This is a genomic window from Azospirillum oleiclasticum (assembly GCF_013423485.1).
In the GTDB taxonomy this organism is placed as follows: Bacteria; Pseudomonadota; Alphaproteobacteria; order Azospirillales; family Azospirillaceae; genus Azospirillum; species Azospirillum oleiclasticum.
The window spans coordinates 201136-214774 of the sequence record NZ_JABFFR010000005.1 but is presented as its reverse complement, the minus strand read 5'-3'; the positions used below and the strand labels follow the sequence as shown (position 1 = coordinate 214774).

The following is a 13639-nucleotide window of genomic DNA, read 5'->3' as shown; positions in this document are numbered from 1 at the left end:
GGCGAAACGCCTTTTGCGGATGGTTCGCAATCCCCGTGCCACGCGAGTGTTGGGCCCGTCAACCCTCCGCACACTGAGGGATTCCGCCGAACCCCGCGGGCGGCCGATGGATTGGCGCCACCATGCGCCCACGCGTTGGGCACAGGCTAATGCTCAGTATGCTGACAAATGCCCGCGCCGTGGGCAGTGTCCATGCGGCATGTGGTCGCGCGACACTGCCGGACCCCTGCGCCCACGGGATTCCCGCCGCTGGCACGCCGCTTGCTGAAGTTCCGGGCAGGGATTGGCCGGCATCCCCGGAGCACGGGGCCGGATCCAGGCACACAGGGAAAGAGACAGGAGAGACCCGCCATGGCGGAATTCCTCCAGCATTGCGTCAACGCGCTCGTCCTGGGCGGCACCTACGCGCTGCTGGGCATCGGCCTCACGCTGATCTTCGGCATCATGCGCGTGGTGAACTTCACGCATGGGGAGCTGTACACCTTCGGCGCCTACATGGCCTTCGTGCTCGGCAGCCTGCTGGGGCTGGACTTCTTCCTGTCGCTGCTGCTGGCGGCAACGCTGGGGGTGGCGCTGGGGGCGGTGATCGAGTTCGTGCTGCTGCGCCCGCTGAAGGGGGCGGACATCGACACCACCATGCTGGTGATGATCGGCGCCGGCATCGCCATGCAGGCGTCCGAACAGCTCACTTGGGGCGGGGTCGCGAAGATGGTGCCGCACCCCTTCCCGCCCGACCCGCTGGTGTTCGGGCCGGTGGCGGTGGCGCCGGTGCGGCTGTTCGTGCTGGGCGTGGCGGTGGCGCTGCTGGTCGCCTTCTACCTGCTGATCAACCGCACCCGCCTCGGCGTCGCCATGCGCGCCACCTTCCAGGATCCGGACACCGCGGCCCTGATGGGCGTCAACAAGGGGCTGATGTACACGCTGACCTTCGCCATCGGCTCGGGCCTTGCCGCCATCGCCGGGGCGCTGCTGGCGCCGATCTTCCTGGTCTACCCGACCATGGGCGATCTGGTGTCGCTGAAGGCCTTCGCCATCGTGATCCTGGGCGGGCTCGGCAACATCGCAGGCGCCAGCATCGGCGGCTTCGTGCTGGCCTTCGTGGAGGAGTTCGGGGCCGGCTACCTGTCGTCGGGTTACCGCGACGCCATGGGCTTCCTGCTGATCATCGCCGTGCTGATCCTGCGGCCGCAGGGCCTCTTCGCCGCGAAGGAGCGCATCGGATGACGACCGACCGGATGACGACCGACCGGATGACTGGCCCCCTCCTCGGCTGGCTCTTCGTCCTCGTGATGGCCGTGGGGCCGCTGTGGTTCGGCGACCTCTATGTGCTGCACGTGCTGACCTCCACCGGCATCTTCATCATCGGGGCGATGAGCCTGAACCTGCTGCTCGGCTACACCGGCCAGCTCAGCCTGGGACACATCGCCTTCTTCGGCATCGGCGCCTACACCAGCGCGCTGCTGGCGCTCGGCTTCGACCTCGATCTCGGCGGGTCGGAACCGGTGGTGTTCGGACCGAAGCCGGTGTGGGTGGCCTTCCTCGGCGGCATCCTGGTGGCGGCGTTCTTTGGCTTCCTGATCGGCAAGCTGGCCTTCCGCGTGCGCGGTGCCTATTTCGTGATCGTCACCATCAGCTTCGCCCAGGTGGCGCGGATGGTGGCGCTGAACTGGGTCGACCTGACCGAGGGGCCGATGGCGCTCAGCGGCATCCCGCCGCTGTCGGTCTGGCTGCCCGGACAGGGCGTGGTGCCGCTCTACGCCAAGGAATACAACTATCTGATCGTGCTGGCGGTGGCCGTCATCAGCTTCCTGGTGATCCAGCGGCTGGTCGACAGCCGGGTCGGCCGCGCCTTCGTGGCGCTGCGCGAGAACGAGCCGCTGGCCCGCTCGGTCGGCATCGACGTGACGCGCTATCTGGTGGTCGCCACGGTGATCGCGGCCGGCATGGCGGGGGCCGCCGGCGGCCTCTACACCCACTACATCCGCATCGTCGATCCCGACGTGTTCCTGTTCATCTACACCGTCACCATGGTGATCATGGTGCTGACCGGCGGCAAGGGCACGCTGGCCGGCCCGGTGGTCGGCGGCCTGCTCTTCGGCATCATGCCCGAACTGCTGCGCGAGGTGGCGCGGCCCGAGGTGCAGTGGATCGTCTACGGCGTCGCCATGATCGTCGTCGTGTTCTTCGTGCCCCGCGGCATCGTGCCCGCCGTCGGCGGCCTGTGGGCGCGCACCGTGGCCAAGCGCGAGCGCCCGGCGTCGGCGACGCTGGTCGCCGGCAAGGAGACCTCGGCATGAGCGCCGCCCTGGAGCTCGAAGCCGCACCCGCGCTCGAAGTGCGCGAGGTGGCCGTGCATTTCAGCGGGCTGGTCGCGATCGCCTCGATGAGTTTCCGGGTGCCGGAGGGGCGGATCGTCAGCCTGATCGGCCCCAACGGGGCCGGCAAGACGACCGCCTTCAACGTCATCACCGGCTTCCTGCGGCCGACCAAGGGGTCGGTGCTGTTCCGCGGCACCGACATCACGCGGCTGACGCCCGACCGCATCGCCGCACTCGGCGTCGTGCGCACCTTCCAGCGGACCAGCATCTTCGCCGGCTGCACGGTGTTCGACAATGTGCTGACCGCCATGCACCTGCAGGGCAAGGCGGAGACCTGGGCAGCGCTGCTGCGCCTGCCGTCCGCACGCCGGGAGACGGAGCGCCAGCATGTGGCGGTCCGCGAGATCCTGGAATTCGTCGGGCTGACCCACCGGGCGGACGAGCTGGCGAGCAACCTCGCCTATGGCGAGCAGAGGCTGCTCGGCATCGCCATCGCGCTCGCCGCCTCGCCGAAGCTGATCCTGTTCGACGAGCCGGCCGCCGGCCTGAATCCGTCGGAGACGGAGGAGTTCATGGCCGTGGTCAAGCGCATCCGCGACCGCGGCGTGACGGTGCTTCTGGTCGAGCACGACATGCGGATGGTGATGTCCATCTCCGACCTCGTGGTCGTGCTGAACCACGGCCGCATCATCGCCGAGGGGCCGCCCGAGGCCATCCAGTCCAACCCCGACGTGATCCGCGCCTATCTGGGACAGGGGGTGAAACGTGCTCAAGCTTGACGGCATCACCGTCTGCTACGGCCAGATCCCGGCGCTCCGCCGGGTCTCGCTGACGGTGGAGGAGGGGGAGCTGGTCACCCTCATCGGTGCCAACGGCGCCGGCAAGACCACCACCTTGCGCGCCATCAGCGGGCTTCTGCCGCTGACGGAGGGCTCGATCACCTTCCGCGGCCAGTCGATCGGGGGGGCGGCGCCGCGCGTCGTCCTCGGCCAGGGCATCGCCCATTGCCCGGAGGGGCGGCGGGTGTTCCCGCAGCTCAGCGTGCGCGAGAATCTGGAGATGGGCGCCTATCTGCGCCGCGACCACGCCGCGGTGAAATCGGACATGGAGCGGCTGTTCCACCGCTTCCCGCGGCTCCAGGAGCGGTTGCAGCAGGCGGCCGGCACCCTGTCGGGCGGCGAGCAGCAGATGCTCGCCATCGCGCGGGCGCTGATGTCGCGGCCGAAGCTGGTGCTGTTCGACGAGCCGTCGCTGGGCCTCGCCCCCAACCTCGTGGAGCAGACCTTCGCCATCGTGTCCGACATCCGGCGCGAAGGCACCACCGTGCTGATGGTGGAGCAGAACGCCTACGCGGCCCTCGACATGTGCGACCGCGCCTATCTGCTGGAAAGCGGGCAGGTGGTCCAGCACGGCACCGGTCAGGCGCTGCTCGCCAACGAATCCATCCAGAAGGCCTATCTGGGCGCGTAAGCGCGCCGAGCGGAGCGGAGACGACAATCATGGACACCCCACCAACGGCGGCCGGCGTCGGCGCCCGGGTCCGGCGGAAGGAGGACGAGCGGCTGCTGCGCGGGCGCGGGCGCTTCGTCGGCGACATCGCCATGCCCGGCATGCTGGAGCTGGCCTTCGTGCGCAGCCCGGTCGCGCACGCCCGCATCCGCGGGTTCGAGATCCCCGAGGAGCACCGGGACGCGGTCTTCACCTGGGCCGACATGGCCGCGGCCGGCATCAGGCCGATCCGCGCCGTCTCCGGCCTGCCCGGCTTCAAGGTGTCGGAACAGCCCGCACTCGCCGACGGCAAGGTCCGCTTCGTCGGCGAGCCGGTCGCCGTCTGCGTCGCCGCCACGCGGGCGGAGGCCGAGGACATCGCGGCGCAGATCTTCGTCGATGTGGACGAGCTTCCCGTCAACACCGACATGCTGGAGGCGGTGAAGCCCGGCGCGCCCAAGGTGCACGAGCACTGGGCCGACAACGTGTTCCTGGAGACCAACGTCGGCGGCAGCATCGCGGACGTCGCCGCCACCGCCCCCATCAAGGTGTCCCGCAGCATCCGCACCGCGCGCCAATGCATGGTGCCGATGGAGGGCAAGGGCGTGCTGGCCCACTGGGACCGGCAGGCGGAGCAGATCGTGCTCACCGCCTCCACCCAGCTTCCCCACATCGTGCGCGCCGGTCTGGCGGAATGTCTGGGCATCGAGCAGGGTCTCGTCCGGGTGATCGCACCCGACGTCGGCGGTGGCTTCGGCTGGAAGGGGCTGTTGCAGCCGGAGGAGGTGGTGGCCGCCTGGCTCGCCATGAAGCTCGACCGCCCGATCCGCTGGACCGAGGACCGGCGGGAGCATCTGGTCGCCGCCGCCAACTGCCGCGAACACCATTACGAGATCACCGCCTACGCCGACGAGCGCGGCAAGCTGCTGGGGCTGGAGGCGGACGCCTGGGTCGATGCCGGCTCCTACTCCGTCTACCCGTTCTCGGCCTGCCTGGAGGCGGCGCAGGTCGGCAGCATCCTGCCCGGCCCCTACGATTTCCAGAATTACCGCTGCCGCACCTTCTCCGTCGCCACCAACAAGCCGCCCATCGTCCCCTACCGCGGGGTGGCGCGCACCGGCGTCTGCTTCGCCATGGAGCAGATGATCGACGCCGTCGCCGAGGCCGTGGGCCGCGAGCCGTGGGAGGTGCGGGCCGAAAACCTCGTGCCGCCGGAGAAGATGCCCTTCGACAACATCACGAAGAAGCATTTCGACAGCGGCGACTACCCGGAATCCGTCCGGCAGGCGGTCGCCGCCATCGGGCTGGAGGGCTGGCGCGCGCGCCAGACGCAGGGGGAGCCGGACGGCCGCATGATCGGCGTCGGCTTCGCCACCTATTGCGAGCAGGCGGCGCACGGCACCGCCGTCTATCACGGCTGGGGCATCCCCATGGTGCCGGGGCACGAGCAGGCGCAGGCCCGCGTCACACCGGACGGCGGGTTGGAGCTGCGCGTCGGCGTGCAGTCGCACGGGCAAGGCATGGAGACCACCTTCGCCCAGGTCGCGCACGAGGTGCTGGGCATCCCGATCGCCAAGATCAAGCTGGTGCATGGCGACACCGGCCTGACCCCCTACTCCACCGGCACCTGGGGGTCGCGCAGCATGGTGATGGCCGGCGGTGCGGTCGCCACGGCCAGCCGGCAGATCGCCGAGCGGCTGCGGAAGATCGGCGCCCACCTGCTCCAGGCCCGCGTCGAGGACACGGTGCTTCGGGGTGGCGCCGTGCACGCCGGTGCGGCCAGCGTCTCCATCAAGGAGATCGCCCACACCTGGTACCGGGCACCCCAGCTCCTCCCCGCCGACGTGGACCGTGGCGGGCTGGAGCTGACCGCCGGCTACAAGCCCAAGAGCGACCACGGCACCTTCTCCTACGCCACCCACGCGGTGGCGGTGGCCGTCGATCCCGATCTCGGCACCGTCGAGATCCTGGATTACGTCGTCGTCGAGGACGCCGGCACCATGGTCAACCCCATGGTGGTGGACGGCCAGATCTGCGGCGGCGTGGCCCAAGGCATCGGCACCGCGCTGTACGAGCGGGTGCCCTACGACGAGACGGGGCAGCCGCTCTCCTCCACCTTCGCCGACTACCTCATCCCCGGCTTCACGGAGGTCCCGCATGTGCGGATCATCCACATGGTGACCCCATCCCCCTACACCGAGTTCGGGGTGAAGGGCATCGGCGAGGGCGGCGCCATCGCCCCCCCGGCGGCCCTCTGCAACGCCATCAACGACGCGCTGCGCCCGCTGGGTGCGCGCGTCACCAGCTCCCCCATGACGCCCGACGCCATCCTGTCCGCCATCGCGGAGGCCGGACGATGAAGGCGGCACTCTTCGACTACGAGCGGCCGGACGGGCTGGACGGCGCGCTCGCCCTGCTGTCCCGCGACGACCTGTCGGTGCGGCCTGTGGCGGGGTCGCAGTCCTTGGGGCCGATGCTGAATCTGCGGCTGGTGCAGCCGGACCTGCTGGTCGATGTCTCCCGCCTGCCGGAGCTGACCGGCATCCGGCGCGACGGCGACCATCTCGTCATCGGCGCCAGCGTCACCCACGCGCGGCTGGAGGACGGCGATTATCCCGACGTGACCGGCGGCGCGCTGGCGCGGGTGGCGGCGGGCATCGCCTACCGCCCGGTGCGCAACCGCGGCACCATCGGCGGCAGCCTCGCCCACGCCGACCCGGCGGCGGACTGGGTGTCGGCGCTGACCGCCATGGGGGCGTCCGTGGTGCTGGCCGGCCCCGCCGGGCGCCGCACCGTGCCCATGGACGGCTTCATCCTCGGCGTCTTCGAGACCGCCCTGCAGCCCGGCGAGGTGATCGCGGAGGTCCGCGTGCCGGCCTTCTCGCCCGCCGCGCGCTGGGGCTATTACAAGGTCTGCCGCAAGACCGGGGAATTCTCGCACGCCACCGGGGCGGTGCTGCTCGACCCGCCGCGCGGGGTGGCGCGGGCGGTGATCGGCGCCGTCTCCGGCCCGCCGCTGGTGATCGACGATCCCGCCGTCTTCACCGACCCCGCCCGCCGCGACGCGGTGGCCGCCGACCGGCTGGCGACCAGCTCCATCGCCGGCGACCCAGCCGCCATCCGCACCCACATGGTGGCCCTCGCCCGCGCGATCGCCCAGGTGAATCCATGACGAAGACCATCACCCTCACCATCAACGGCCGCCGCGTGACGGCCCAGGTCAGCCCGCGCACCCATCTGGCCGATTTCCTGCGCGAACAACAGCTCCTCACCGGCACCCATCTCGGCTGCGAGCATGGGGTGTGCGGGGCCTGCACACTGCTGATCGACGGGCAGCCGGCCCGCTCCTGCATCACCTACGCCGTCGCCTGCGACGGGCGGGCGGTGACCACGGTGGAGGGGCTGGACGCCGACCCCACGGCGGCCGAGCTGCGCGACGCCTTCTCCGCCGAACACGGCCTGCAATGCGGCTTCTGCACCCCCGGCATGCTGGTCGCGGCGCGCGACGTGGTGCTGCGCAAGCCCGACGCGGACGACCGCCAGATCCGTGTGGAGATGAGCGGCAATCTCTGCCGCTGCACCGGTTATGTCGGGATCGTCAACGCCATCCGGCGCGTGCTCGACGCGCGCAAGACCAACGCGGGATAACCCCACCCATGCCGCAGATCACCCAGAGCCTCGTCGTCCAATACCCGCGCCCGCAGGTGTGGGCGATGCTGGCGGACGCCGAACAGGTCGTGCCCTGCATGCCCGGCGCCTCCCTCACCAAGCCGCCGGAGGGCAGCAGCATCGCCGGCCAGATGCGGGTGAAGCTCGGCCCCATCACCGCGCAGTTCGGCGGCCAGGGCGAGCTGGTCATGGACGACGCCACCCACACCGGCGTGCTGCGCGGCCAGGGCAACGACGCCAAAAGCAACTCCCGCGCCAAGGGGGAGGCGGCCTTCGCGGTGACGGAGGCCGACGGCGGTGCGGCCACCACCATCGCGCTGACGGTGGACTACACCCTGTCCGGCACGCTGGCCCAGTTCAGCCGCGGCGCCATCGTGCAGGAGCTGGTGCAGCGCCTGACCGCCGAGTTCGCCCGCAACCTTGAGGCCCGGCTGGCGGCGACGGCACCGGCCACCACTCCGGCGCCCACCGCCGCCGCGCCGGAACCGGCCCTGGAAGCCGCCGCCGGCCCCGCCGCCGCCATCCCGGCCCCGGCTCCCGCCCCCGCTCCCGCCGGGGAGCTGAACGCCGGCGCCCTGCTGTGGGCCATGGTCAAGGACTGGGTCAAGGGCCTGTTCGCCGGCCGCCGCGCGGCGCCCTGACCATGCCGGCCCCCACACGAGCGGGTGGGGGCGGGCGTGGCGGAAACGGTCCCGTTCCGATTAGGATGCGACACCCGATGGACCAAACGGTAGCGCCCCATGCCCACAGACGACACGCTGTCCGACGACTCCTACCATTCGTTGGCGCAGCGCCCCGGCTTCCTGATCCGCCGCCTGCACCAGATCCATGTGGCGATGTTCATGGAGGAATGCGCGGAGTTCAACATCACCCCCGTGCAGTACAGCGTGCTGACCGTGCTCGCCTCGATGCCCGACATCGACCAGGTGACGCTGGGGGCGCAGATCGGCATTGACCGCACGACCATCACCGGGGTGCTCGCCCGGCTGGCCGACCGCGGCCTGATCACCCGCCGGGCGAGCGCGGTGGACCGCCGCATGCGGCTGGCCGCGATCACGCCGGAGGGGCGCAAGCTGCTGCGCCGGATGGACCGCAAGGCCCAGCGCGCCCACGACCGCACCATCGCCCCGCTGCCGAAGGAGGAGCGCGCCGCCTTCCTGCGCTCGCTCGCCCATCTGGTGGACGCCTGCAACGACTACGGCCGCACCTCGCTGCACCTGCCCTGAGCGGGGGCTTGAGCGGGGCCCTGGGCAGGGCCCTGGGCAGGGGATGCGGCCGGGAGGACCGGCCATGACCCCCGATTTCGCCGCCAATGCGCCCGTCGCCGACACCGCCACCCTGGTCGCCGCCCGCCGCATGGCCGCCGCCGTCCCGCTGTGGACCGGCTGCGGCCGGGCGGCCGCGCTGATCGGGCTGGAGCCCGGCGTGCTGCTGCACGCCGGCCCCGCCTTCCGCGACCCCGCCGCCGTCTGCGCCCCGATCCTGAACGCCGCCGCGTCGGCGCTGGTGTTCGAGGGGCTGGCGGACGGGTTCGTCACGGCGCGCGCCATGGTGCGGAACGGCGCCGTCACGCTGCGCCCGGCGCAGGATCTGGGGGTGGTCACGCCGCTCGCGTCCGTGGTGTCCGCCTCCACATGGCTCCAGGTGGTGGCGGACCCGCGTACGCCCGGTGTACGCGCGTACAGCCCGCTCAACGAGGGCGCCGGGCCGGCCCTGCGTTTCGGGCTTGCCGGACCGGCGGTCGTGGAACGTCTGGTCCTGCTGCGCGACGTGGTGGGAACGGCGCTGGCGACGGCGTTGGCCGAACCGGTGGCCTTGTGCTCCATCGCCCGCATCGCCCTGGCGGAGGGGGACGAGCTGCATGCCCGCACCGGGGCCGCCACCCTGCGTCTGGTCGAGCTGCTGCGCCCGCGCCTCGCGGGGCATGGCGAAGCCCTGGCCTTCCTCGACGGGGCCGGCCAGTTCTTCCTCAATCTGTGGATGGCGGCCTGCAAGGCGATGATGATGGCGGGTGATGGCGTTCCGGGGGCCGCCCTGGTCACCGCAGCCGGCGGCAACGGGGTGGAGTTCGGCCTGCGCCTGTCCGGCGGCCAGGGCTGGACCAGCGCCCCCGCCGGCGTGCCGGAAGGACCCGACGCCGGGCCGCCCGGAGCACCGAAGCGTCCCCGTCTTCCCGCCATCGGCGACAGCGCGGTGGTGGACGCCATGGGCTTCGGCGCCCTGGCGCTCGACGCCGCCCCGGCGCTCCGCGCCGACCTCGGCGCCGCGGCGGACAGCGTGCCCGCCGACCTCGGCGCCCGGCTGCTGCTGATCGACCACCCCGTTCTCGGCCGCCGCGTCGGGCTGGACGCGCGGGCGGTGGTGGCGGGCGGAGCCGCCGCCCCGGTTTGCCTCGGCGCGCTCGACCTCGCCGGGGAGGCGGGCATCGTCGGCCGCGGCATCGCGTGGCAGCCGACGGCCTGCCACCGGGAGGCGGTGGCGGCGCTCTGACGGCGCGTCCATCTCCCCGGGGCAACCCTGGCCCCCCCGCCGCTGTTCCTCCCTGCGACACGGTTCGCAAGGAGGACGACGCCATGGAGCACGCCAACGACAGCCGCCGCCGCACGGTCAGCCGGGCCGAGGCCGAGGAGGCCGTGCGGACCCTGCTGCGCTGGGCCGGCGACGACCCGTCGCGCGAGGGGCTGCTGGGCACCCCCGGCCGGGTGGCGCGGGCGTTCGAGGAGTGGTTCGGCGGCTACGACGCCGATCCCGTCACCGACCTCCAGCGCACCTTCGAGGAGGTGGAGCGGTATGACGAGATGGTCGTGCTGCGCGACATCCGCTTCACCTCCCACTGCGAGCACCATCTGGCGCCCATCCTCGGCGTCGTCCACATCGGCTATCTGCCGGCCGGGCGGGTGGTGGGGATCAGCAAGCTGGCGCGCGTCGTCGACACCTTCGCCCGCCGCCTGCAGATCCAGGAGAGGATGACCGCGCAGATCGCCAACAGCATCGCCGACGTGCTCCAGCCGCAAGGCGTCGCCGTGGTGGTGGAGGCGTCGCACCAGTGCATGACCACCCGCGGCGTGCACAAGACCGGCGTCACCATGGTGACCAGCCGCCTGCTCGGCGTCTTCCGCGACAATCCCTCGACCCGCCGCGAATTCCTCGACCTGATCGGCAACCCGGTGTCGCGCCCCGCCTGACCCACGCGACGATCCGCCCGCCCCGCCTGTTGTCCACCCAGGCAGCAGGATGGAGAGCACGCATGGACAAGGACCAGCCGGACGACACCCGCAAGCCGGAAAAGGCGGAGGACGGCAAGCCCCAGACCGGACCGAAGACCGGGCAGAAGATCGACGAGAAGGCCCAGGAAGAGGCCGCGGAGGAGCGCAAGGAAGGCGGCTACCAATAGGAACCAGCGCCTCCCCCGCTCCGCAGCGGGGGAGGCGCTACGCCCCGTATCAGTCGAACGCCAACCCCACATAGTTCTCCGCCAGCGCGGTCGCCGCGGCGCGGGAGCTGGTGACATAGTCCAGCTCCGCCTGCCGGATGCGCCGCTCGAAGGGGGTCTCCTCCTCCGTGCGGTGGAGCATGGTGGTCATGTACCAGGAGAAGCGCTCGGCCTTCCAAATCCGGCGCAGCGCGGTGGCGGAATAGCCGTCGAGCCCGTCGCTGCGGCCCTCGCGGTAGAAGGCGTCCAGCGCGCGGGCCAGCACCAGCACGTCGGCCACCGCGAGGTTCAGCCCCTTGGCCCCCGTCGGCGGCACGATGTGGGCGGCGTCGCCGGCCAGGAACAGGCGGCCGTGGCGCATGGTGTCGCAGACGAAGCTGCGCATGGCGATGATGCCCTTCTGGAAGATCGGCCCCTCCTTCAGGCTCCACCCCTCCACCGTCTCCAGCCGGGTGTGCAGCTCGGCCCAGATGCGGTCGTCGGACCAGTTGGCGATGTCGTCCGTGGGATCGCATTGGATGTAGAGCCGCTGCACCTCCGGCGAGCGGGTGCTGAGCAGCGAGAAGCCGCGCTCGTGGCTGGCGTAGATCAGCTCGTGGTGCGAGGGCGGGGCGTTGCACAGGATGCCCAGCCAGCCGAACGGGTAGATCTTCTGGTACTCGGTGCGGAGTGCTGCCGGGATCGCCTGCCGGCTCGGCCCGTGGAAGCCGTCGCAGCCGGCGATGAAGTCGCAGCGCAGCTCCTCCTCCGGCCCGTCGGGCGTGCGGCGGTAGCGGATCGACGGGCGGTCGCCGTCCAGCCCGTGCAGCGACGTGCCGGACACCCCGAAGCGGATGTCCCCGCCGTCGGCCAGCCGGGCCGCCACCAGATCCTTGATCACCTCGTGCTGGGCGTACACCGTCACCCGCTTGCCGCCGGTCAGCCCGGCCATGTCGATGTGGTGGCTGCGGCGGTCGAAGCGCAGCGTGATGCCGCTGTGGAAATGCCCCTCCCGCATCATGCGGTCGCCCAGCCCCATGGCGTTCATCAGGTCGACCGTCCATTGCTCCAGCACGCCGGCGCGGATCGTGCCCTCGATCTCCTCGCGCGTGCGGCTCTCGACGATGACGGACGCGATGCCCTGGCGGTGCAGCATGTGGGCCAGGAACAGCCCCGCCGGCCCGGCGCCGACGATGCCGACCTGGGTGCGTTCGACCGTGGTGCCCATGCCCCTTCCCTCTCCCTCGTTCGTCCCGGAAATGGCCGTTGTCTCCCGGCGAACCATATGATTGGCTGACCCAACATTGAAATGGACGAAGCCGGCGAACTCTTGCACTTTTCACCAGGACGATCCGCCACCGACGACCGATGACCGCCCCGATCCCGACCTTCATGCTGTATGGCGAACCGCCGGGAGAGGTGGAGCCGGGCTTCGTCCATGTGGAGTCCATCCCGACCCGCGGGCGGCTGGTGGATTGGACAATCCGTCCACACCGGCACACCGGCCTGCGCCATGCGCTGCTGGTGTCGGGCGGTGGCGGGCTGTTCCGCGTGGACGAGGCGGTGCGCCCCTTCCGCGCGCCGGCCTTCCTCGCCGTGCCGGTCGGGGTGGTGCACGGCTTCGACTTCGAGCCGGAGACGCAGGGACAGGTGCTGACCATGTCCGACGGCTTCGTGTCCGACGCGTTGGCCGGGGTGCGGGAACCGGCCTTGCGCACGGCGCTGGAGATGCCGCTGCTGCACGACCTCGATCCCGGCGATCGCGCGCTGCCGGATCTGGCCCACGCCTTCGCGGCGGTGGAGCGGGAATTCCTGTGGTCGGGCGTCGGGCGGGCCAGCGCCATCGCCGCCCATGTCGCCCTGATCCTGGTCACCGTCGCCCGGCTGGGGCAGGACGGCAGCGCCGCGGCCGACATCGCGGGTCCGGACCTGCGGCTGGTCGGACGGCTGCGCCAGCTCGTCGAGCAGCGCTTCCGCGAGCATTGGGCGGTGGAGGCCTACGCCGACGCGCTGGGGGTGACGGCGGGGCGGCTGAACACCGCCTGCCGGCGCGTCGCCGGCTGTTCCACGCTCCAGCTCGTCCACAACCGGCTGCTGCTGGAGGCCAAGCGCAACCTGATCTACACGGCGATGACCATGAGCGAGGTCGGCTACCACCTGGGCTTCGAGGACCCGGCCTATTTCTCCCGCTTCTTCACCAAGCGGGAGGGGATGACGCCGCTCGCCTACCGGCAGCGGCACGTGCGCGGTGCGGAGGATTGACGCGGATCAACGCCGGCGCCGCGGGACCTTCCGTAAACTTGGCCAATCTTCAGGGGAGCCCGCCATGAACACCGCCGCCGCCGTGCCGAAACCCGGAGCAGCCAAACCCGACAAGGGCGCCATCGCCCGCTTCATCGATGCCTGGCGCGACCGCCGCGAACTGGCGGCCATGGCACCGGGCGAGTTGGACCGGATGCTGGGCGACGCCGGCCTGTCGCACACGGATCTGCCCAGCGTTCTGGACCACGCCCGGCAGGTGGGGGTTCTGCTGCCCGCCGCCCTGACCCTGCACGGGGTGGACGCGGACGCGCTGGCGCACGAGCGGCTGGACCTGCTGCGCGACATGCAACGGGTCTGCTCCGGCTGCCGCAGCACCGCCGCCTGCCGCCGCTTCCTGGCCGACGGCAACGCCGCCGAGCACGCCCGCATCTGCCCCAACGCCTACAGCATGGACCGGCTGGACGGGGTGTGCGGCTGACCGGCCATCACG

At 71.4% G+C, this 13639-nt stretch carries 15 protein-coding genes; 14 read left to right on the top strand and 1 reads right to left on the bottom strand.

Features of this window, described 5'->3' with window-relative positions:
• Positions 1-351: 351 nt before the first annotated feature.
• The 12 genes from HL658_RS08760 (at position 352) to HL658_RS08705 (ending at position 10869) form a co-directional block, all read left to right on the top strand.
• Positions 352-1224, top strand: coding sequence for a branched-chain amino acid ABC transporter permease (locus tag HL658_RS08760; RefSeq protein WP_180281562.1), 873 nt, complete (start codon positions 352-354; stop codon positions 1222-1224).
• Positions 1221-2297 carry a branched-chain amino acid ABC transporter permease gene (locus HL658_RS08755; protein WP_246337400.1) on the top strand — a complete coding sequence of 359 codons (1077 nt, stop codon included), beginning with the start codon at positions 1221-1223 and terminating at the stop codon, positions 2295-2297. Before HL658_RS08760 ends, HL658_RS08755 begins: the two co-directional genes overlap by 4 nt.
• Positions 2294-3097 (top strand): ABC transporter ATP-binding protein, encoded by an 804-nt coding sequence (locus HL658_RS08750; protein ID WP_180281561.1) that lies wholly within the window; start codon positions 2294-2296, stop codon positions 3095-3097. The genes HL658_RS08755 and HL658_RS08750 overlap by 4 nt, the downstream gene beginning before the upstream one ends.
• Entirely contained in the window at positions 3084-3788 is a 705-nt protein-coding gene (locus HL658_RS08745) for an ATP-binding cassette domain-containing protein (protein WP_180281560.1), read from the top strand. The genes HL658_RS08750 and HL658_RS08745 overlap by 14 nt, the downstream gene beginning before the upstream one ends.
• A 29-nt stretch (positions 3789-3817) precedes the next feature.
• Positions 3818-6166, top strand: coding sequence for a xanthine dehydrogenase family protein molybdopterin-binding subunit (locus HL658_RS08740; RefSeq protein ID WP_180281559.1), 2349 nt, complete (start codon positions 3818-3820; stop codon positions 6164-6166).
• Complete coding sequence (locus HL658_RS08735; protein WP_180281558.1) at positions 6163-6978, top strand: FAD binding domain-containing protein; 816 nt, start codon at positions 6163-6165, stop codon at positions 6976-6978. The genes HL658_RS08740 and HL658_RS08735 overlap by 4 nt, the downstream gene beginning before the upstream one ends.
• Positions 6975-7454, top strand: a complete 480-nt coding sequence (locus HL658_RS08730; protein ID WP_180281557.1) for a (2Fe-2S)-binding protein — start codon at positions 6975-6977, stop codon at positions 7452-7454. Before HL658_RS08735 ends, HL658_RS08730 begins: the two co-directional genes overlap by 4 nt.
• 8 nt (positions 7455-7462) lie before the next feature.
• Entirely contained in the window at positions 7463-8116 is a 654-nt protein-coding gene (locus HL658_RS08725) for an SRPBCC family protein (protein WP_180281556.1), read from the top strand.
• Positions 8117-8215: 99 nt separating this feature from the next.
• Positions 8216-8701, top strand: a complete 486-nt coding sequence (locus HL658_RS08720) for a MarR family winged helix-turn-helix transcriptional regulator (protein ID WP_180281555.1) — start codon at positions 8216-8218, stop codon at positions 8699-8701.
• Positions 8702-8765: 64 nt separating this feature from the next.
• The gene (locus HL658_RS08715; RefSeq protein WP_180281554.1) at positions 8766-9965 is read left to right on the top strand and encodes an oxamate carbamoyltransferase subunit AllG family protein; all 1200 of its coding nucleotides are present in this window, start codon (positions 8766-8768) and stop codon (positions 9963-9965) included.
• Positions 9966-10048: 83 nt separating this feature from the next.
• A complete protein-coding gene (gene folE, locus HL658_RS08710; protein ID WP_180281553.1) occupies positions 10049-10660 on the top strand; it encodes a GTP cyclohydrolase I FolE in 612 nt (203 codons plus the stop codon).
• Between the two features lie 62 nt (positions 10661-10722).
• Entirely contained in the window at positions 10723-10869 is a 147-nt protein-coding gene (locus HL658_RS08705; RefSeq protein ID WP_180281552.1) for a hypothetical protein, read from the top strand.
• A gap of 49 nt (positions 10870-10918) precedes the next feature.
• On the opposite strand, the gene HL658_RS08700 is transcribed toward HL658_RS08705, so the two are convergent.
• A complete protein-coding gene (locus tag HL658_RS08700) occupies positions 10919-12115 on the bottom strand; it encodes a 4-hydroxybenzoate 3-monooxygenase (protein ID WP_180281551.1) in 1197 nt (398 codons plus the stop codon).
• Positions 12116-12255: 140 nt separating this feature from the next.
• On the opposite strand from HL658_RS08700, the gene HL658_RS08695 reads away from it, so the two are divergent.
• A complete protein-coding gene (locus tag HL658_RS08695; protein ID WP_180281550.1) occupies positions 12256-13149 on the top strand; it encodes a helix-turn-helix domain-containing protein in 894 nt (297 codons plus the stop codon).
• Between the two features lie 64 nt (positions 13150-13213).
• Positions 13214-13627: a DUF6455 family protein gene (locus HL658_RS08690; protein ID WP_180281549.1), complete on the top strand. Its 414-nt coding sequence runs from the start codon at positions 13214-13216 to the stop codon at positions 13625-13627.
• The last annotated feature ends 12 nt before the right edge of the window (positions 13628-13639 follow it).

What these genes read in the sequence shown, in the direction of transcription:
- HL658_RS08760 (WP_180281562.1), top strand. Translation starts at nt 352, where the DNA reads ATGGCGGAATTCCTCCAGCATTGCGTCAACGCGCTCGTCCTGGGCGGC.
- HL658_RS08755 (WP_246337400.1), top strand. Translation starts at nt 1,221, where the DNA reads ATGACGACCGACCGGATGACGACCGACCGGATGACTGGCCCCCTCCTC.
- HL658_RS08750 (WP_180281561.1), top strand. Translation starts at nt 2,294, where the DNA reads ATGAGCGCCGCCCTGGAGCTCGAAGCCGCACCCGCGCTCGAAGTGCGC.
- HL658_RS08740 (WP_180281559.1), top strand. Translation starts at nt 3,818, where the DNA reads ATGGACACCCCACCAACGGCGGCCGGCGTCGGCGCCCGGGTCCGGCGG.
- HL658_RS08735 (WP_180281558.1), top strand. Translation starts at nt 6,163, where the DNA reads ATGAAGGCGGCACTCTTCGACTACGAGCGGCCGGACGGGCTGGACGGC.
- HL658_RS08730 (WP_180281557.1), top strand. Translation starts at nt 6,975, where the DNA reads ATGACGAAGACCATCACCCTCACCATCAACGGCCGCCGCGTGACGGCC.
- HL658_RS08725 (WP_180281556.1), top strand. Translation starts at nt 7,463, where the DNA reads ATGCCGCAGATCACCCAGAGCCTCGTCGTCCAATACCCGCGCCCGCAG.
- HL658_RS08720 (WP_180281555.1), top strand. Translation starts at nt 8,216, where the DNA reads ATGCCCACAGACGACACGCTGTCCGACGACTCCTACCATTCGTTGGCG.
- HL658_RS08715 (WP_180281554.1), top strand. Translation starts at nt 8,766, where the DNA reads ATGACCCCCGATTTCGCCGCCAATGCGCCCGTCGCCGACACCGCCACC.
- folE (WP_180281553.1), top strand. Translation starts at nt 10,049, where the DNA reads ATGGAGCACGCCAACGACAGCCGCCGCCGCACGGTCAGCCGGGCCGAG.
- HL658_RS08705 (WP_180281552.1), top strand. Translation starts at nt 10,723, where the DNA reads ATGGACAAGGACCAGCCGGACGACACCCGCAAGCCGGAAAAGGCGGAG.
- HL658_RS08700 (WP_180281551.1), bottom strand. Translation starts at nt 12,115, where the DNA reads ATGGGCACCACGGTCGAACGCACCCAGGTCGGCATCGTCGGCGCCGGG.
- HL658_RS08695 (WP_180281550.1), top strand. Translation starts at nt 12,256, where the DNA reads ATGACCGCCCCGATCCCGACCTTCATGCTGTATGGCGAACCGCCGGGA.
- HL658_RS08690 (WP_180281549.1), top strand. Translation starts at nt 13,214, where the DNA reads ATGAACACCGCCGCCGCCGTGCCGAAACCCGGAGCAGCCAAACCCGAC.